At 51.9% G+C, this 20,299-nt stretch carries 16 protein-coding genes and 1 other annotated feature; of the genes, 5 read left to right on the top strand and 11 right to left on the bottom strand.

Going from position 1 to position 20,299, the window contains the following annotated elements:
* Positions 1-33 precede the first annotated feature (33 nt).
* Complete coding sequence (locus OH663_RS13535) at positions 34-1,338, bottom strand: inosine/guanosine kinase (protein ID WP_045440663.1); 1,305 nt, start codon at positions 1,336-1,338, stop codon at positions 34-36.
* 152 nt (positions 1,339-1,490) lie between these two features.
* On the opposite strand from OH663_RS13535, the gene aes reads away from it, so the two are divergent.
* Positions 1,491-2,450: an acetyl esterase gene (gene aes / locus OH663_RS13530; RefSeq protein ID WP_200012215.1), complete on the top strand. Its 960-nt coding sequence runs from the start codon at positions 1,491-1,493 to the stop codon at positions 2,448-2,450.
* Here aes and hemH read toward each other — a convergent pair.
* The 8 genes from hemH to OH663_RS13490 form a co-directional block, all read right to left on the bottom strand.
* On the bottom strand, positions 2,447-3,409 hold the full coding sequence (gene hemH / locus OH663_RS13525) for a ferrochelatase (RefSeq protein WP_045440655.1): 963 nt from the start codon (positions 3,407-3,409) through the stop codon (positions 2,447-2,449). The two genes, aes and hemH, sit on opposite strands and share 4 nt — an antisense overlap.
* A 181-nt stretch (positions 3,410-3,590) precedes the next feature.
* Positions 3,591-4,235 carry an adenylate kinase gene (gene adk / locus OH663_RS13520; RefSeq protein WP_200012212.1) on the bottom strand — a complete coding sequence of 215 codons (645 nt, stop codon included), beginning with the start codon at positions 4,233-4,235 and terminating at the stop codon, positions 3,591-3,593.
* A 235-nt stretch (positions 4,236-4,470) separates the two neighbouring features.
* On the bottom strand, positions 4,471-6,345 hold the full coding sequence (htpG, locus tag OH663_RS13515) for a molecular chaperone HtpG (protein WP_045440650.1): 1,875 nt from the start codon (positions 6,343-6,345) through the stop codon (positions 4,471-4,473).
* A gap of 107 nt (positions 6,346-6,452) precedes the next feature.
* Positions 6,453-7,058, bottom strand: coding sequence for a recombination mediator RecR (gene recR, locus OH663_RS13510; protein ID WP_045440647.1), 606 nt, complete (start codon positions 7,056-7,058; stop codon positions 6,453-6,455).
* Positions 7,058-7,387 (bottom strand): YbaB/EbfC family nucleoid-associated protein, encoded by a 330-nt coding sequence (locus OH663_RS13505; RefSeq protein WP_003021764.1) that lies wholly within the window; start codon positions 7,385-7,387, stop codon positions 7,058-7,060. The genes recR and OH663_RS13505 overlap by 1 nt, the downstream gene beginning before the upstream one ends.
* Positions 7,388-7,449: 62 nt before the next feature.
* Positions 7,450-9,375 (bottom strand): DNA polymerase III subunit gamma/tau, encoded by a 1,926-nt coding sequence (gene dnaX / locus OH663_RS13500; protein WP_045440644.1) that lies wholly within the window; start codon positions 9,373-9,375, stop codon positions 7,450-7,452.
* Positions 8,053-8,117 (bottom strand) — a sequence feature (DnaX frameshifting element). It overlaps the preceding gene by 65 nt.
* 119 nt (positions 9,376-9,494) lie before the next feature.
* Entirely contained in the window at positions 9,495-10,046 is a 552-nt protein-coding gene (apt, locus tag OH663_RS13495) for an adenine phosphoribosyltransferase (RefSeq protein ID WP_045440640.1), read from the bottom strand.
* 276 nt (positions 10,047-10,322) lie between these two features.
* Entirely contained in the window at positions 10,323-10,700 is a 378-nt protein-coding gene (locus OH663_RS13490; RefSeq protein ID WP_048221933.1) for a DUF454 family protein, read from the bottom strand.
* A gap of 69 nt (positions 10,701-10,769) precedes the next feature.
* On the opposite strand from OH663_RS13490, the gene priC reads away from it, so the two are divergent.
* A complete protein-coding gene (gene priC / locus OH663_RS13485) occupies positions 10,770-11,297 on the top strand; it encodes a primosomal replication protein N'' (RefSeq protein ID WP_200012209.1) in 528 nt (175 codons plus the stop codon).
* A gap of 13 nt (positions 11,298-11,310) precedes the next feature.
* Positions 11,311-11,466, top strand: coding sequence for a pleiotropic regulatory protein RsmS (gene rsmS, locus OH663_RS13480; RefSeq protein ID WP_071828900.1), 156 nt, complete (start codon positions 11,311-11,313; stop codon positions 11,464-11,466).
* A 77-nt stretch (positions 11,467-11,543) separates the two neighbouring features.
* On the opposite strand, the gene mscK is transcribed toward rsmS, so the two are convergent.
* On the bottom strand, positions 11,544-14,906 hold the full coding sequence (gene mscK / locus OH663_RS13475) for a mechanosensitive channel MscK (RefSeq protein WP_200012204.1): 3,363 nt from the start codon (positions 14,904-14,906) through the stop codon (positions 11,544-11,546).
* Positions 14,907-15,031: 125 nt separating this feature from the next.
* A complete protein-coding gene (gene acrR / locus OH663_RS13470; protein WP_045440631.1) occupies positions 15,032-15,676 on the bottom strand; it encodes a multidrug efflux transporter transcriptional repressor AcrR in 645 nt (214 codons plus the stop codon).
* A 141-nt stretch (positions 15,677-15,817) separates the two neighbouring features.
* On the opposite strand from acrR, the gene acrA reads away from it, so the two are divergent.
* Both acrA and acrB read left to right on the top strand, forming a co-directional pair.
* A complete protein-coding gene (acrA, locus tag OH663_RS13465) occupies positions 15,818-17,011 on the top strand; it encodes a multidrug efflux RND transporter periplasmic adaptor subunit AcrA (RefSeq protein WP_045440628.1) in 1,194 nt (397 codons plus the stop codon).
* 22 nt (positions 17,012-17,033) lie between these two features.
* On the top strand, positions 17,034-20,183 hold the full coding sequence (gene acrB, locus OH663_RS13460) for an efflux RND transporter permease AcrB (RefSeq protein WP_045440626.1): 3,150 nt from the start codon (positions 17,034-17,036) through the stop codon (positions 20,181-20,183).
* The last annotated feature ends 116 nt before the right edge of the window (positions 20,184-20,299 follow it).

Here is a 20,299-nt window from a genome sequence, read left to right as displayed (position 1 = left end):
GCCCGGTAAACTCAGCGCTACCGGGCCCTTCGTTTAACGATCCCAGTAAGACTCTTCGAGGCTGTCTTCACGCTCAGGCAGACCCCGCGTCAGGCGCGGAGAATGCTGATTCAGCACCTGATAACTCACGCGATTAGCATATTTACATACCTGAGCTAACGATGAATAAGTCAGCCAGGTGTATTTGTGTTTACTCGAGTTCGGTACATTGCTGCGGTGGTAGCTGTTGGCGGTAATATCATGCAGCAATGCCGCCAATGCACCATCACCAGCCCCGTTGGTGTTCATGATTTTTTCCGGCCCGCCCATGTACGGCGCAATGTGCGAATAAACGCGCAGCGGATTCGTACAATCTTTATAGCGCATCGCACGGCTGAACTCGTACTGATTGAATTCGGCAATGGCCCCCGGCAGCAGCGGATGCTGAGTTTTGCGTTTGACCTCATCTTCCGTGAAGCCGGCCATATACAGCCCCACGGGTCCCGCAGTACACAGCACCAGATCCACCCAGTCCAGCGCCTTGTCAGAAGCCAGTAGCGGATCATTTTCACCGGTCAGCGCCTCAGCCTCTTCTTCATTCATAGCCAAAATTGAGACATTCTCTTTCAGGAATTCCTGCCACCATTGCGGGTTATCAGCAATAACGAATTTCGTTCCCAGGGTCAGTACCACCGGAACATTGTGCTTTTTAGCAAACTCAATCGCCTTCATGGTTGCTTCCGGCATCGGCTCACCCGGCTCACAGCGCACCAGATACGATGTCAGCACCAGCGCAGAAGCACCGGCAATCACTGATTCAGGAATGCTATCCGCACGCAGCTTATTCATATGCCCGGGGCTTATTGCAAAGGTACGCTCACCGGATTCGCCAATCAGGGTGAAGCAGCGACCGATAGGGCCATCAACGCCCTGGAGGTAGTTCAAATCTGTGCGGCTGGAGGTATTGCATAAATAGCGATACGCGTAGCTGCCAATTTCGATATTGCTGCACATGACGCCCAGCAGTACTGAGCGATCATCCGCCAGCACCGAATAGTTGTGCATAGTGTTGCCGATGGTTCCACCTGCAAACTGATGGGTGATCAAATTTTCACGTACCAGCTCCTGGTAGAGCGCTTCTGCGACATCATCACCAATCACCAGAGAATGCCCGGCGCTTAATCCATAACGTTTCACAAAGTCGTCATCAACTCTGGCTTCAATATCCACCAGCGTTTGATCAATACCGACCACCCAGGCTGCGCTGGTCTCGTTTTCAGTTTGAATTTGTTGCAGCAACGGATCGCGCGCGTTGACAGGAAAATAGTGTTTGGATTTACGTTTACCGGGAAATTTCATGGTCGATTTTACGGGTGGTTAACTAAGCGGTGCATGGTAGCACATTCCTGACTGCGCATGCGATGAGGCATAAGTTTCAATATCAGACGGTGAGATCTCAGTTTATCCGGCATCAGTTTCTACAATAAATCACCCTTCACAAGGAGCGTTTTATGAAGCCAGATAACAAGATCCCCGTACTTGACAGAATTTCAGACGAAATGAAAGCCGTGGTGAATTTTCATCGTGATGATCTGCCGCCGTGGCCCGCCGCCGATGATTTTGTGGCCCAACGTCAGCATTATATCCATGAACGGCAGTTCTGGAATGCCGATGGTCCACAAATGAGTACCAGAGAGTGTGTCATTTCTACCGCACAAAGCCCCGTTACCACACGCATCTATTCGCCGCAGTCCTATAGCAAGGCCACGCTGTACTACCTGCATGGCGGGGGTTTTATACTTGGCAACCTCGACACACACGATCGCATTATGCGTCTGCTGGCGCACTACACCCAGTGTACCGTGATTGGTATCGACTATTCGCTGTCACCGGAGGCTCGCTTCCCGCAGGCCATCGAAGAAATTGTCGCCGTGTGTCAGTACTTCCATCTTCACGCCCGTGAGTACTCACTTAATGTGAGTAACATCGGTTTTGCTGGTGATTCTGCCGGCGCAATGCTGGCGCTCGCCAGTGCGCTATGGTTGCGTGATAAGCAGATAGAATGTGGCAAGGTGACAGGCGTGCTGCTGTGGTACGGGCTTTACGGTTTACGCGATTCACTTAGCCGCCGGCTGATGGGGGGAGAGTGGGATGGCTTAACTCATCAGGATCTGGAGATGTACGAGAACGCGTATCTGCGTAGCACTGAAGATCGTGAATCACCCTATTATTGCCTGTTTAACAATGACCTGACGCGCGACGTGCCGCCATGTTTTATCGCAGGTGCGGAGTTCGACCCGCTGATCGACGACAGTCGGTTACTCTATCAGACGCTACAGGCGCACCAGCAGCCTTGTCAGTACAAAATGTACCCCGGCATGCTGCACGCCTTCCTGCACTATTCGCGGATGATGAAAACCGCCGACGATGCCCTGCAGGATGGCGCGCATTTCTTTAGGGCGCAGCTTTAGCGGTACGCTTCAGTCAGTTTCAGCATCATCTCGATATGTTCCGGTGCGGCATTCAACGCCGGAATATACTCATATTTCTTACCACCTGCCTCGAGGAATATTTCCCGGTTTTGCACCGCGATCTCCTCCAGCGTTTCGAGACAATCTGCCGCAAATCCCGGACACATAACCTGGATATGACCGGTACCTTTCTCCGCCAGCATTTTTAGCGTTTCGTCGGTGTAGGGCGTCAGCCACGGCTCCCGGCCAAAACGGGACTGGAAAGTCATCATCACTTTTTCCGGTGCCATACCGAGGGCCGACACCAGCTCACGCGTGGTGTCGCGACAGCGTTGCGGATAATCATCACCTTCATCGGCGTAACGTTGCGGAATACCGTGGTATGAAAGCAGCAGCAAATCGGGTTCGCCATGTCGTGCAAACGAGTCACGGGCGCTTTTAGCCAGCGCATCAATATAGGCGCTGTCATCGGCATAATCGCGAATAAAGGAGATACCGGGAATGCCCCGCTTACGCGCTAAAATTCGTGCCAGTTCGTCCCACACCGCCGCCACCGTAGAGCAGGAATATTGCGGGTAAAGCGTTAAAACTACGATGTGCTCGACCCCATTCGCCAACAGTTCATCTACTGCACTTTCCAGCGAGGGGGAACCGTAGCTCATACCCAGGGCAACGGGGGTATCCGGCAACTGTGCAGCCAGAGCCTGCTGCTGCGCCCTGCTGTATACCATCAACGGCGAGCCATCTTCCATCCAGATGGACTGGTACAACTTTGCCACGCGCGGCGCGCGCAGCGGCAGGATCACACCGCGCAACAATGGCCACCATAACAGGCGGGAAGTATCGACCACGCGTTTATCGCTTAAAAACTGACGCAGATAGCGTTTAACGGCTTCGGGGGTTGGGGCATCGGGGGTGCCAAGATTAGCCAGCAGGATACCGGTTTTCGTCTGACGCATTACCGCCTCTTATCGATTCAAATTGTTGATAATTGTAGCGGAAAAGCGAGGAAGAAGAACTAATTGCTGTAAGAGGTAAAATAAGAATATGCCTGATGGCGCTACGTTTATCGGGCCTACACGAAAACGGTAGGCCGGATAAGGTGTTCACACCGCCATCCGGCACTGACTGCAGTAAAACTTAACCGAGGATTTTTTCAAGAGAAGCGCGAACGGCGGCAACAGCCTGAGTACCGTCTACTTTCGCATATTTAGTATTACCCGCTTCCGCTTCTTTCTGGTAGTAACCAATCAGCGGAGCAGTCATCTGATGATATTCAACCAGACGCTTACGCACAGTCTCTTCCTGGTCATCTTTACGGGTGGTCAGCTCATCGCCGGTCACGTCGTCTTTACCTTCAACTTTAGGCGGGTTGAATTTGATGTGATAGACACGACCAGAGGCCGCATGAACGCGACGACCTACGATACGGTCAACGATCAGTTCGTCCGGTACAGCGAATTCCAGAACGTAATCAACAACAATACCCGCTTCTTTCATGGCGTCAGCCTGCGGAATAGTGCGCGGGAAGCCGTCCAGCAGGAAACCATTGCGGCAGTCTTCCTGAGCGATACGCTCTTTTACCAGCGCGATCACCAGCTCATCAGTTACCAGTTTACCGGCATCCATGATGTCTTTCGCTTGTTTGCCCAGCTGGGAGCCAGATTTCACGGCAGCACGCAGCATGTCACCGGTGGAGATCTGCGGAATACCGTACTTCTCCATGATGAACTGAGCCTGAGTTCCTTTACCCGCGCCCGGAGCGCCAAGCAGAATGATACGCATTACGAAAATCCCCTTAAAGGTTGTCGATATTTTTAAAAAGCGCTAAACGATACCACCATCACGCAATTGGCTCAAGAAAGGTGCTTGCCGCTGAAACGGTTAATGGCGGGAAAATTAAGAAAAGAGCGGTTTCAGAAGGTAAAAAGCCGGATTAAGGTGCTCGCACCTTAATCCGGCTTACAAAAATACTCGGCATTGTGCCGGATAATCGCCATCCGGCACTAAAGAACAGCTATCAGGAAACCAGCAGCTGATTCATACGACGGATAAACTGGTTAGGATCTTCCAGCGTGCCGCGCTCAGCGAACAGCGCCTGATCCAGCAACAGTTCAACCCACTCTTTAAACTGTGCTTCGTCCTGGGTATCTGCCGTGCGTTTTACCAGCACATGATCCGGATTGAGTTCAAAGATATATTTCACTTCCGGTACGGCCTGGCCCGCAGCGGCAAACAATTTCGCCATCTGAGTGCTCATTTCGTCCGCGTCGGTAGTGACAATCGCCGGAGTGTCGGTCAGACGGTGCGTCAGACGCACTTCTTTTACACGATCGCCCAGCAGAGTTTTCACGCGCTCAACGAACGGCGTCAGCGCTTTTTCCGCCTCTTTTGCCGATTCGTCAACTTCGTCCGCCAGCTTGTCGATGGATTCATCAGCTTTAGCCACAGACTGGAACGCTTTACCGTCGAACTCGGTCAGGTAGTTCATCATCCACTCATCGATGCGGTCAGAAAGCAGCAGGACTTCGATGCCTTTCTTACGCAGCAGTTCCAGGTGCGGGCTGCTCTTCGCTGCCGCATAGCTGTCTGCAGTGATGTAGTAGATTTTCTCCTGCCCTTCTTTCATGCGTGACACGTAGTCTTCCAGCGACACCGTTTGTGCAGAGGAATCGGTATGTGTGGACGCGAAGCGCATCAGTTTAGCGATAGTTTCCTGATTGGCGTGATCTTCCGCCGGACCTTCTTTCAGTACCAGGCCAAACTGTTTCCAGAAGGTCTGGTATTTTTCTGCATCGTCTTTCGCCAGTTTTTCCAGCATTTGCAGCACACGCTTGGTCAGCGCACTGCGCAGGTTACGGGTGACGCTGCTGTCCTGCAGGATCTCACGGGAAACGTTGAGCGGCAGATCGTTGGAATCTATCAGACCGCGCACAAAACGCAGGTAGTTCGGCATGAACTGCTCAGCGTCGTCCATGATAAATACACGCTGGACGTACAGCTTCAGACCGTGTTTATGATCGCGGTTCCACATATCCCACGGCGCCTGAGACGGGATATACAGCAGGCTGGTGTACTCCTGCTTACCTTCCACACGGTTGTGGCTCCAGGTCAGCGGGTCAGTGAAATCGTGCGCGATATGCTTGTAGAATTCGTTGTACTCGTCATCTTTGATTTCCGACTTGTTACGCGTCCACAGCGCCTGCGCCTTGTTGATTTTCTCCCAGGAAACGACGGTTTCACCGTCTTTCTCTTCCTGTTTCTCAATCTCTACCGGCAGTGCGATATGGTCGGAATATTTGCTGATGATGGAGCGCACGCGCCAGTCATCAAGGAATTCATCTTCACCTTCACGCAGGTGCAGAGTGATTTCCGTACCGCGATCGTCTTTGGTAATGTCCGCAACGGTATACTCGCCTTCGCCAGCAGATTCCCAAAACACGCCGTTTTCCGGTTTGTCGCCCGCCGCACGGGTCCGCACGGTAACTTTGTCAGCAACAATAAATGCAGAGTAGAAGCCCACCCCGAACTGGCCGATCAGTTGGCTGTCTTTAGCCTGATCGGACCCCATGGATTCGAGGAAAGACTTGGTACCGGATTTAGCAATGGTCCCCAGATGATCGATAACGTCATCACGGTTCATCCCCACGCCGTTATCGGCAATGGTCAACGTACGCTTATCTTTATCGAAGGAGACACGCACACGCAGTTCGCCGTCACCTTCATACAGGTCCGGGTTAGACAGCGCGCGAAAACGCAGCTTGTCTGCCGCATCAGAGGCGTTAGAGATAAGCTCACGCAGGAAGATTTCTTTATTGGAATACAGAGAATGGATCATCAGGTGCAGAAGCTGTTTTACTTCTGACTGAAAACCACGAGTTTCTTGTCCTTTCATGTCGAAAATACCTCAATGCCAATTACAAGGTAAAAAAGCGTTGAGAGGGAGATGGGGATAGCTGAGGGGTATTTCAAGCGGGAGCAAAAATTTTTGCTCCCGATTGATTAAAAACGAATCTTATGCCGTCCGGCAAGAGAATGGGACAACGTAGTGCCGTCAACCATTTCCAGCTCGCCGCCTACCGGTACGCCATGAGCGATACGGCTGGCTTCAACGTCATACTGCATGCAAAGCTCGGCAATATAGTTGGCGGTAGCCTCTCCTTCGACCGTCGGATTGGTCGCAAGGATAACTTCATTGATTTGCTCAGACGCCAGACGCTGTTCCAGACGGTCAAGCCCGATATCATCAGGCCCGATACCATCCAGCGGCGACAGGTGTCCCATCAGCACGAAATAACGCCCGGAAAATTGCCCTGTTTGCTCAATGGCATAGATGTCCGCCGGACTCTCAACCACGCAAATTTGACCATTTTCCTTGCGACGCGGATTCGCGCAGATGCTACATACTTCTTGCTCTGTGAAGGTGCGGCAATCAGCACAGTGACCGATTTCCGACATCGCCTTCGTTAACGCCTGCGCCAGACGCATCCCGCCGCTGCGATCGCGCTGTAGCAGCGTGAACGCCATGCGCTGCGCTGACTTCGGGCCTACGCCCGGCAGACAGCGCAGTGCTTCCATAAGCTGAGTTAACAGCGGGCTGGTTTGCATCAGAACGGCATCTTAAAGCCAGGAGGCAGTTGCATACCGGAAGAAACAGAGGCCATTTTCTCTTTCTGGGTCTCTTCAATGCGACGTGCCGCATCATTGAATGCCGCAGCAACCAGATCTTCCAGCATCTCTTTGTCGTCTTCCAGCAGGCTAGGATCGATTTCCACGCGACGGCAGTTGTGCGCGCCATTGATGGTCACTTTAACCAGACCTGCGCCTGATTCGCCAGTCACTTCCAGCTTGGCGACTTCTTCCTGCATCTGCTGCATTTTTTCTTGCATCTGCTGGGCCTGTTTCATCAGGTTACCCAGACCGCCTTTACCAAACATAGGCTTCTCTCTCAATCACGTTAAGGGATGACGACCATAAAACCATGAGATATGGCTTACGATCAAATGGGGCGAATACTCTCTTCGTCCAGGTCCGCATCAAAAAAACGACGCAGCGTCTGAATGTTATTATCCGCAATAATCGACTCACGCGCCTGCGCGAGTTTCTCTTCATAAATAGCCTGACGCCACTCCAGCGGCGTTCGCACCGCAGGATTATCATCTTCAACGATGGTCAATTCAACTGCTGAGCCCATTAAGGCGCTCAATGCTTCCGTAAGTTTCTGCTGTGCGCCACTGGAATTGAGGTGCCGCTGCGTGGAACGCAAGTGCAGGCAAACGACATTGCCATTCTCTTCTTTCCAGGCATTAAGCGCCACCTGCTCTACCAGCTTAGGTAGCGAAAGCTGGCTAACCTGCGCGGCCCAGGGGTCGCGCTCAATCGCTTCTGCTGCCAGCTTAGCGGCCAGCTCCGGCGTTTTTTCATGCTCCAGCGCTTTTTTCAACGCTTTCGGTGTGGCAACAACCTCTTTTACTTCTGCTACCGGATTGGTTGCTTTCCAGCGATAGGCTTCTTTTTTTGCCGGAGTCTGCTCCAGCGCAGACGCTGCCGGACGAGCCTGAACACGTTCCGACACCGAAGCCAGTCTTTCCAGCGCAGCATTATTCACCGGCCGCGCGCGGGGAGCGGCTGCCGGTTCACTCTTTTTTGTTTTGGTTGCTCCCTGAGCTCGCTGCAGTTGGTTGCGCGCGGCAAGAACCCGGCTGGTAGCGTCAGATAACGGTACATCCGAATGTGCAGGTGCAGGCTGCTGTACAGGGACCTGCGTCGGTGTCATCACCGCGGTAGGTGCAGCGGGCGCAAATGACTGTTGCGGCACTTCAGGTTCCGGTAACGGAACTCGCGGATGAAAAGCTAACGCACGCAGCAGCGTCATTTCTACACCCATTCGTCTGTCCGGCGCATACGGAAGCTCTTTGCGCCCGATTAACAGGGTCTGGTAATAAAGCTGCACATCGGTCGGCGGTACAGTGCGTGCCAGATCACGCATACGCTGTTCAATGGCAGCCATATCGCTGCTCAATGCCGCAGGCGATAGCTGAACCATCGCAATACGGTGAAGCAGGGTCAACATCTCAACCAGCAACGTTTCCCATTCAATTCCGCGAGCGGCGGCATCATTCACCAGCGCCATAACACGCTCGCCATTCCCTGCCACAACAGCTTCAACCAGAGAAAGCGCCTGGTCGTCATCAAGCGTGCCGAGCATCGCGCTCACTGCCTGAGTCGTGACCTGCCCATCACCGCTGGCAATCGCCTGATCGGTCAGACTCAGCGCATCGCGCAGGCTACCGTCTGCAGCACGAGATAACAGTTGCAGCGCGCGTGGTTCGTGAGTGATGTGTTCCTCATTGAGGATATGTTCAAGCTGATGGCGAATTTGTTCGACATCCAGCGCTTTAAGGTGGAATTGCAGGCAGCGAGACAGAATAGTAACCGGCAACTTCTGCGGATCGGTAGTCGCCAGCAGAAACTTAACGTGTGCAGGCGGTTCTTCGAGCGTTTTAAGTAGCGCATTAAAACTGTGGCGCGACAGCATGTGCACTTCATCGATCAAATAGACCTTAAAGCGGCCACGCGCCGGCGCATACTGAACGTTATCCAGCAGATCGCGAGTATCTTCGACCTTAGTACGAGACGCGGCGTCAATTTCAATCAAATCGACAAAACGCCCCTGCTCAATTTCACGGCAGTTGTCACACACACCGCAAGGTGTAGCGGTAATGCCGGTTTCACAGTTGAGTCCCTTCGCCAGCAGACGGGCGATAGAGGTTTTTCCGACGCCACGGGTGCCGGAAAAAAGATAAGCATGATGAATACGCCCTAACGACAAGCCGTTCGCCAGTGCCGTCAGCACATGTTCCTGGCCGACGACGTCAGCAAAGGTTTGTGGGCGCCATTTTCGGGCTAAGACCTGATAACTCATTGGCAGGCTCTGAAAGGCTGGAGGGTGGATTCACAAGGGGGTAATGCTAACACAACCTCGCGCAGACGGCGAGGTTGTGTGTCTCGGTATTACTTTGGTCGATAAAAGATCGTCCGAAATCAGTGTCCCGGGAACGGAACCAGGCTGTAGCAGGTCAATCCCTGTTTTTCCAGGCGCTGTTCACCGCCCAGATCGAACAGGTTGATGATAAAAGCCGCATCGGTGACTTCACCACCCAGACGACGGATCAGCTTCACTGTTGCTTCAATTGTTCCGCCGGTTGCCAGCAAATCGTCCACTACCAGTACTTTGTCACCCGGCTTGATGGCATCAACATGGATTTCCAGCTGATCGGTGCCGTATTCAAGCTCATAGCTCTCAGCAATCACTTCACGTGGAAGCTTACGCGGTTTACGTACGGGTACAAAACCAACGCCTAACCCCAACGCTACCGGTGCGCCAAACAGGAAGCCACGCGCTTCGGTGCCGACAACTTTAGTAATGCCCGCATTTTTGTAGCGTTCAACTAACAGTTCAATGCTGAGTGCATACGCTTTCGGGTCTTCCAGCAAGCTGGTGACATCACGAAAAAGAATGCCAGGTTTTGGGTAGTCGTTGATGCTTTTGATGCTATTTTTGAGAAACTCAAGCTGCTGTGCAGTCGCGGTCATAAGTTTGTGCCTGATTAATACAGTATTGCTTCACGGCGCACTATACACTTTATCCTTCAAGCTGCCTCTTTGTTGGCTGCCTTCATTCATCCCAGGCACTTACTGATGTAAGCTTCGGGGATTCATTCAGTTGCCGTTTCGACGCAACTTGAATGATTTTGTGTCTATATAAGAGCAAAGGTTACATTTGTTTAACCTTTGACCGCCTGCGCCTGTGCTCGAAAACGGTCAAATTTACTGGCTGCGTGAGACAATTGCAACTGGCATTATTGCGCTTCAGTGCTTTTGTTGCTTTTCATCAATCACCGGTATCCGCCACATGAAAATCAATAAACAGGCGAGAATAACCAACAGTAATCCACGCACCCACATCATATTAACCAGCCACAGCGAGATGCCAAATGTAACCAATATCAACAATATAGCGCGCGGCTTTGCCCCCGGAGGCATCGCACGGTGTTTTTGCCAGTGGCGCAGATAGCCGCCAAACCATGAACGGTAGAGCAGCCAGTCGTGAAAACGCGGCGATGAGCGGGCAAAACACCAGGCAGCCAGCAGGATAAACGGCGTAGTGGGCAACAATGGCAATACCACACCCAGCGTTCCCAGCACTACCGCTATCCAGCCAATGATGATTAGAATAATGCGTTGCATAGTTTAAGTACTTAACACAGAGAATCGCTACTTTAGCATAACAGTTCTCATTTTCATCGGAGTGTTATCGTGAAAACCGTCATGCTGTTACAGAAGCTCGAAAGCCAGTTCAACAGCCTGCAACAACTTTGCGCACCACTGGCGCACCACGCAACACTCAGCGCCCGTTTTGATCGCCATCTTTTTCGCACGCGCAGTACGCTGTTGCAGGCCTGTCTGGATGAAGCTAGCGCGAATCTCACCGCACTGCGCCACGCTGTTGAACAGCAACAACTACCACAAATTACCTGGCTTGCGGAACACCTTGCCTCACAGTTAGAGGCTATTATGCGCGAAACTGCTACCTGGTCGCTCAGGGAGTGGGACAGTGCCTCCCCTGGGCTCGCTCGCTGGCAGCGCAAGCGCGTCCAGCACCAGGAGTTTGAGCGCCGTCTGGTCGAGATGACGCGTGAACGCAAAGAGCGTCTGGCTCAGGCTACAGGCTTTGAAGAACAGCAAAAACTGCATCGTGAAGTGGAAGCTTTCGAAGCGCGTCTGGCACGCTGTCGTCATGCGCTGGAAAGAATAGAAAACGTGCTGGCGCGTTTAACCCGTTAACCCCGGAGAAATTATGTCACTTGAGAACGCCCCGGACGACATCAAACTGGCTGTCGATTTAATTATGCTTCTGGAAGAGCATCAGGTTGCGCCTGAAACCGTACTGAAAGCGCTGGAGATTGTTAAGCGGGATTACGAAAAGAAAATACAGCAGCTCCCTGCATCATAAAAAGAGCTGAATCTGTTGGTATCGGCCTACGAGTCCAGAATTATTGCACTTCGTAGGCCAGATAAGGCGTTTACTTATCACCCCACAGCCGGTGTCGGGTCATCACCTTTGAAGTCACGTTTAACTTCAGTCACTGTGTCACCTTTGGCGTTATGCAGGTGAACTTCGAGTTGGTTAAAGGCGATATCAATATCGTTTTCACGGCACAGACGGTCAACCGCGCGGTTAAGTTCATCCACCGTATGGCTGCGATCGCGCAGTTCACGAACATATAATCGCAGCTCATGATCCAGCGTGCTGGCACCAAAGGCGGTAAAGAACACCGCCGGTTCCGGATCATGCATCACTTTCGGATGTTCCTGCGCCGCCTGCAGCAGCACCTTCTTCACCTTGTCCAGATCTGAGCCATAAGCAACCCCAATACGGATCACCAGGCGTGTGGTGGTATCAGAGAGCGACCAGTTGATCAGACGTTCCGTTACAAACGCTTTGTTCGGAATGATCACCTCTTTGCGATCAAAGTCGGTGATGGTGGTTGCACGAATGCGAATCTTACTTACCGTACCAGAGAACGTCCCAATCGTGACCGTATCGCCAATACGGACCGGGCGTTCAAACAGAATGATCAGGCCCGAGACAAAGTTACCGAAGATCTCCTGCAAGCCAAAACCGAGACCGACCGACAAGGCCGCAGCCAGCCACTGTAGTTTATCCCACGATACCCCGAGCGATCCGAACACCGTCATCGCGCCGATAGCAATGATCGCGTAATTGAGGATCGTAGTGATGGCATAAGATGCGCCCTGACGCATTTTGAGTCGTGAGAGCACTAACACTTCTAACAGTCCGGGCAAGTTGCGGATCAGCGCCCATGCCACCATTGACGCAATTATCGCAAACAGCAGGCTGCCCATGGTGACATCTTTCACGACTGCGGCCCCGGCCTCTGTACCGTTGTAATGCCAGAGCGTGATGCTGTCGAGGTAGCTGAACACGGTGATCAGATCGGACCAAATTGCCCAGAACAGAACGCCAAACAGAGCAACCATCAGTAACATCGTAATACGCAGCGTTTGCTGGTTAACCTGCTCCAGCGCAATGGTCGGTTCTTCCTGCGGTTCAGCGCCTTCGGCCCCTTCTTTTACCAGGTTCTGACGGCGCGCTAATGCACGGCGCCAGGCAATGCGACGTGCGGCCACGCTCAGCCCACGCAGTACAGTCTGATACAGCAGGTTCCAGACAATGACCAGATAGACCGTTTCAATCCAGCGCCCAGACAGGCGCAGCGTGGTATAGAAATAACCGGTAGCCGTCAGCACCATTAACGCAATCGGGATAATCGACAGCACGGTAATAGTGATCAGGCGCAGACCATGCGACTCTTTATCACGCCAGCTTTCGCGACACATTGGCCATACAAGGAAGGCGATCAGCAACAGGTTCAGGAAAATGACGACCTGTCCGAGAACGTCGTCCATCAGATTAAGCGGCGAGAGTTCAGCAACCACTGACCAGAAGTTCAGCGGCAATAATGCCAGACTAATGCGCACAATCTGGCGACGCCAGTGGCTGGTCTGTTTCGCAGGCATACCGAAGTGGCGGATCGCCACGCCATCTTTTTCCAGTACTTTCCAGCACAAACCAAACACCAGCCAGAAAATAGCCATTTTCTTACTGAATGCCCACAACAGATCGCTGACGTTCAGTTGCATGGTAAGCAGGATCAGACCAACGGCAAGGATAATCAGGCACGCAGGTAACGCTCTAATCAGATCAATCAGTATCGCTTTTGGCGTGTTGAGCTGACTGTCATTACGCAAGTTACCTACCGCAGCAGCGAGTTTTTCCTGGTACGCTTTCAACCATTTCAAACGCCAGCGAATTAGTCCGGCAATCAACAGCAGCGGTAGCCCCGCCAGAAAAGCAATAAATACCGCTGGCCAGGCTTTCTCCCAGTTCACCGTGATTTTCATCGACTTGAACTGATCTTTTAACGTTTGAGGGAAGGCTTTGATCCAGTCCCAGTCCATCGGACGGTTACTGTTAACCCAAAAGATTTGCTGGGTCAGGATCCCTTTCAGATTTTTCGATACGCTCATTAACTGCTGCTGGTTAATCTGCAGGTTAATGGCCATCATCAGTTGGTTACCCAATTGCTTATTCAGTTGGTCCAGCAGCTCACGGCGCATATCCACGACCTGGAGCAAGGCATCATGAACTTCAGTGTTCACTTCGCTGGTGTGCCCTTCCTCCAGTTTGGCGACAAAAGCGTCATTCTGGAACAGCGCGTCACGCTGCTGGTTAACCTCGAATTGTTCCAGACGCAAATCGGCGATCCGATTGGTCATATCAGCAAGTTCATCCGCTGAGGGTAATGTTTGCTGTTGTTGATACAGAATACGCGACAGCAGCAGACTACCTTTCAGAACAGCAATTTGTTCTTTAATGTTGCGTTCAGACTGCATCGCCCGATCAAGCCAGTTTTTGACCTTGATATTTTGCTGCATCAGCGCATTGCCGTTTTCGGTGGCGGAAATCAGACGCTGGCTTAGCTGATGGTTGACCTCAAGTTCCTGTTTGACTAGCGGATTGGTCTGGATACGTTCAGCTTCATCGGGCGTTACCGCTTCCTGCGCCGTCTTTTCGGTGAGCGTCAGCCGTTTGCTGTTCACCGCTTCCTGCAGGAGCTGTAACTGATGTTCAAGTCGGTTGCTGTTGGCTGTCACATAATCACGTTGTTTCTGCAAGGTGTCCTGCAAAACCGTGTTGCCTTCCAGACTTTTACGCTGCTGATCGATCTGCGCATTGAGTAGCGCTTGCTGCGCCTGCAGCAGAACCTGCTGGCTGGGGCGTAATGCCGCTTCACCGACGTTGGTACCATCCAGGCGATTGCGGATTTGCTGCATTTGCTGTGATGCGGTGTACATCGCATTTTGTACACGCTCAGGCTGCGTCTGCAACGAGACCAGTTGGCTGTTGTAAGCCGCCAGATCGTTTTGCGAGCTTTGCAGGTCATCCAGCACCTGAGCGACGCGTGTTTCAAGTTGTCGTAAAGAGAGCGTGCTCAGCGTTTTTCGCGTTTCATCGTCATTATCGACATCACTGAGCGAATTTAACGCCTCCGTCGCCTGGCGCATTTTCTCTGGCGCCTGGGCAACTTTCTGGCGAAGCTGAACGGTCTCATCCTTCACGCGGTCAATCTTATCCAGCGTGGCGAGGGTCTCGATAAGATCCTGCTGAACCAGTTTATCCTGCGCGGAAAGATCTTTTTGCTTACTCAGCGCATCCAGTTGGCTCTGGATATCCGCTTTCGTCGGCAGTTCACCATTCTGTTGCGCTCGCGCAAATGCGGATGACTGACAAGACAGCAAAATAATGAAGAATAAAGTGGTAATAGCAATAAGATGCTTTGAGCGTTTATAAAGCTGCAACATAGTCATGAGAATGAACGTTTCTAACCGGAAAGTGACCGAAAATAGTCAAGCGGCTAGAATATCACGGCGCTGACAGACAGAATAGCGCCAGGGAAAATGTCCAGGAAAATTCCTGGACTGAAATCGAGGGGTTAGCTTGTTTCCGGCACTCGCAGCGTTGGGCAAAGAAGGCACATTTCCAGCAGCACTGCGACGTATTCACGTGCGTTTTTTTTCAGGTCAAAAGATTCCGGGGCGAACAACCAGTTTTCTATAATCCCGGAAAGGTAGCTGCGCATTAAGACCGCTACACGGCGCGTGTTCAGATTCTCTGGCAACATTCTTGCGTTCATACAGTGACGTAACGTTTGTTCAATACGGTCATAGTTTTCAAGACACAGGCTGCGTTGCGCCATTTGAAAAGCAGCTATTTCCCCGACAAATTCGCATTTGTGGAATATAATCTCCATCAATAAACGCCGGCGTTCTTCTGTCACGGTAGCTTCAAGAACGTAAACTAAAATTTCTCTTAATACTGATAGTGGATCGTCGGGGAATTTTGCCTGATACTCAGTCTCTAGTTCATCAATATTGGGTTTTGCCAGATCCCAGATTTCACTGAATAAATCCGACTTGTTTTTGAAATGCCAATAGATTGCACCGCGAGTGACGCCAGCAGCTTTTGCGATCTCCGCGAGCGAGGTGGATGATACCCCTTGTTGCGAAAACAGACGCAGAGCGACATCCAGAATGTGCTGACGTGTTTCCTGCGCTTGTTGTTTGGTTTTTCGTGCCATATGTCGGTGAATTTACAGGCGTTAGATTTACATACATTTGTGAATGTATGTACCATAGCACGACGATAATATAAACGCAGCAATGGGTTTATGGGCTTTAAGCCATTGATCAATTTGAAATCGGACACTCGAGGTTTACATATGAACAAAAACAGAGGGTTAACGCCTCTGGCAGTCGTTCTGATGCTCTCAGGCAGCTTAGCGCTAACAGGATGTGACGACAAACAGGCCCAACAAGGGGGCCAGCAGATGCCAGAAGTTGGAGTTGTGACGCTCAAAACTGAACCTCTACAGATCACAACTGAACTCCCGGGTCGCACCAGTGCTTACCGCATTGCGGAAGTTCGCCCTCAGGTCAGCGGCATTATCCTGAAGCGTAATTTCACAGAAGGTGGTGACATCGAAGCGGGTGTGTCTCTCTATCAGATTGATCCTGCTACTTACCAGGCCGCGTATGAAAGCGCAAAAGGCGATCTGGCCAAAGCACAAGCAGCGGCAAATATCGCTCAGCTGACGGTTAAACGTTATCAGAAATTGTTGGGTACCAAGTACATCAGTCAACAGGATTACGATAGCGCGCAGGCAGATGCACAACAGGCGAATGCCGCCGTTGTTGCAGCTAAAGCGGCAGTAGAAACTGCTCGTATCAATCTGGCCTATACCAAAGTCACATCGCCAATCAGCGGCCGCATTGGTAAGTCATCGGTCACTGAAGGTGCTCTGGTGCAAAACGGTCAGGCGACCGCACTGGCAACCGTTCAGCAGCTGGATCCAATCTATGTCGACGTGACGCAGTCAAGCAACGATTTCCTGCGCCTGAAACAAGAGCTGGCGAATGGCACGCTGAAACAAGAGAACGGTAAAGCAAAAGTCGAACTGGTCACCAGCGACGGAATTAAATTCCCGCAGTCCGGTACGCTGGAGTTTTCTGACGTGACGGTTGATCAAACCACCGGGTCAATTACGTTACGCGCAATCTTCCCTAACCCGGATCACACCTTACTGCCGGGTATGTTTGTCCGTGCACGTCTGGAAGAAGGGACCAATCCGACCGCATTACTTGTACCTCAGCAGGGCGTTACCCGTACGCCGCGTGGTGATGCCAGCGCATTAGTTATCGGTGCGGATGACAAAGTGGAAACCCGCCAAATTGTGGCAGCACAAGCGATTGGCAATAAATGGCTGGTCACTGAAGGACTTAAGCCGGGCGACCGCGTGATTGTAAGTGGGCTGCAAAAAGTACGTCCTGGCGCACAGGTAAAAGCGCAGGAAGTCACCGCTGATAATAACCAGCAAGCCGCAAGCGGTAACCAGCCTGAACAGTCCAAGTCTTAACTTAAACAGGAGCCGTTAAGACATGCCTAATTTCTTTATCGATCGCCCCATATTTGCGTGGGTGATCGCCATAATCATCATGTTGGCAGGGGGGCTCGCGATCCTCAAATTGCCGGTGGCGCAATATCCTACTATTGCACCACCTGCAGTGACGATCTCCGCGACCTACCCTGGCGCAGATGCAAAAACAGTACAGGATACTGTTACGCAGGTTATCGAACAAAATATGAACGGTATCGATAACCTGATGTACATGTCCTCAAACAGTGACTCCACGGGTACCGTGCAGATCACCCTCACCTTCCAGTCTGGTACTGATGCGGATATCGCCCAGGTACAGGTGCAGAACAAACTGCAGTTGGCGATGCCGTTGCTGCCTCAGGAAGTACAACAGCAAGGGGTTAGCGTTGAGAAGTCATCCAGTAGCTTCCTGATGGTTGTTGGTGTTATCAACACCAACGGCACGATGACGCAGGAAGATATTTCGGATTACGTCGCCGCTAACATGAAAGACGCTATCAGCCGTACCTCGGGTGTTGGTGACGTACAGCTGTTCGGTTCTCAGTACGCAATGCGTATCTGGATGGATCCGACTGAGCTGAACAAATACCAGCTTACGCCGGTTGATGTGATTACCGCGATTAAAGCACAGAACGCCCAGGTTGCAGCCGGTCAGCTTGGTGGTACGCCACCGGTGAAAGGCCAGCAACTGAACGCCTCTATTATTGCTCAAACGCGTCTGACCTCTACCGATGAGTTTGGCAAAATTCTGCTGAAAGTGAACCAGGACGGTTCCCAGGTTCGTCTGCGCGATGTAGCGAAGATTGAGCTGGGCGGTGAAAACTACGACATCATTGCGAAGTTCAACGGTAAACCTGCGTCTGGTTTGGGTATCAAACTGGCAACCGGTGCGAACGCTCTGGATACTGCTGCGGCTATTCGCGCTGAACTGGTGAAGATGGAACCGTTCTTCCCATCAGGCCTGAAAATTGTTTACCCGTATGACACTACACCGTTCGTAAAAATCTCTATTCACGAAGTAGTGAAAACACTGGCAGAAGCAATCATCCTCGTGTTCCTGGTTATGTATCTGTTCCTGCAGAACTTCCGTGCGACGTTGATTCCGACTATTGCCGTACCGGTCGTATTGTTGGGTACCTTTGCGGTCCTTGCCATTTTCGGCTTCTCGATAAATACCCTGACGATGTTCGGGATGGTGCTCGCCATCGGCCTGCTGGTGGATGATGCCATCGTTGTGGTCGAGAACGTTGAACGTGTCATGTCCGAGGAAGGACTACCGCCAAAAGAAGCGACGCGTAAATCAATGGGCCAGATTCAGGGCGCACTGGTGGGTATCGCGATGGTGCTGTCAGCGGTATTTATTCCGATGGCATTCTTCGGTGGCTCTACCGGGGCGATTTACCGTCAGTTCTCCATCACCATTGTTTCTGCAATGGCGTTGTCGGTACTGGTGGCACTGATCCTGACCCCTGCTCTTTGCGCAACCATGCTCAAACCGATTGCTAAGGGCGATCACGGAGAAGGCAAGAAAGGTTTCTTCGGTTGGTTCAACCGCATGTTCGACAAGAGCACGAACCACTATACCGACAGCGTAGGCGGCATTCTGCGCAGCACGGGTCGTTATCTGGCGCTGTATCTGATCATCGTGGTGGGCATGGCCTATCTGTTCGTTCGTCTGCCAAGCTCCTTCTTGCCGGATGAAGACCAGGGGGTATTCCTGTCCATGGCTCAGTTGCCGGCGGGTGCAACGCAAGAGCGTACCCAGAAAGTGCTGGACGAAATGACGGATTACTATCTGACCAAAGAAAAAGCGAACGTTGAATCAGTCTTTGCCGTTAACGGCTTCGGTTTTGCGGGACGTGGTCAGAACACCGGTATTGCGTTCGTGTCATTGAAAGACTGGAGTGAACGTCCAGGCGAAGAGAATAAGGTCGAAGCGATTACAAGTCGTGCGATGGCGGCATTCTCGAAGATTCAAGACGCAATGGTCTTTGCCTTTAACCTGCCGGCGATTGTTGAGCTGGGTACAGCAACAGGCTTTGACTTCCAGTTAATTGACCAGGCCGGACTGGGCCATGAAAAACTGACCCAGGCTCGTAACCAGCTGTTCGGTGAAGTGGCGAAACATCCTGATCTGTTAGTTGGCGTACGTCCTAACGGTCTGGAAGATACTCCGCAATTCAAGATCGATATCGATCAGGAAAAAGCGCAGGCTCTGGGTGTTTCCATTAGTGATATTAATACAACACTGGGTGCAGCATGGGGCGGAAGCTACGTGAATGACTTCATCGACCGTGGTCGTGTGAAGAAAGTTTACGTCATGTCTGAAGCCAAATACCGTATGTTGCCGGAAGATATTGGAAACTGGTATGTCCGCGGTAGCGATGGACAAATGGTACCGTTCTCCGCGTTCTCTTCCTCGCGTTGGGAATATGGCTCGCCGCGTCTGGAACGCTATAACGGTCTGCCTTCCATGGAAATTCTGGGCCAGGCCGCACCAGGTAAAAGTACGGGTGAAGCTATGGCGATGATGGAGCAACTGGCCAGCAAATTGCCATCCGGTATCGGTTATGACTGGACTGGTATGTCCTACCAGGAACGACTGTCTGGCAACCAGGCCCCTGCCCTGTATGCCATTTCACTGATTGTCGTCTTCCTGTGTCTGGCGGCGCTGTATGAGAGCTGGTCAATTCCGTTCTCTGTTATGCTAGTGGTTCCACTGGGGGTTATCGGTGCGTTGCTGGCAGCGACTTTGCGCGGCTTAACCAACGACGTTTACTTCCAGGTAGGCCTGCTCACAACCATTGGGTTGTCGGCGAAGAACGCGATACTTATCGTCGAATTCGCCAAAGACTTGATGGATAAAGAGGGTAAAGGTCTGGTTGAGGCGACGCTGGATGCTGTTCGTATGCGTTTACGTCCGATCCTGATGACGTCACTGGCCTTTATTCTGGGTGTTATGCCGCTGGTTATCAGCTCTGGCGCGGGTAGTGGCGCGCAGAACGCCGTTGGTACAGGTGTAATGGGCGGGATGGTCACGGCAACCGTGTTGGCTATCTTCTTCGTTCCGGTGTTCTTTGTGGTGGTCCGCCGCCGCTTTAGCCGCAAGAATGAAGATGTTGAACACAGCCACCCGGTTGATCATCATTGATTCATTGCTAAAGATAAGGCCGCGCAAGCGGCCTTTTTTTTGAAAAAATCATAAATTGAGCTTATTGTGATTTCGTTTATTTTCTGTAAGGTAAATAAGCGATATAATCCCTGTAG

It is taken from the genome of Citrobacter sp. Marseille-Q5395, from assembly GCF_947057495.1.
Lineage (GTDB): Bacteria > Pseudomonadota > Gammaproteobacteria > Enterobacterales > Enterobacteriaceae > Citrobacter > Citrobacter murliniae.
Note: the sequence above shows the minus strand (reverse complement) of the source record. Positions and strands in the feature narration are given on the sequence as shown.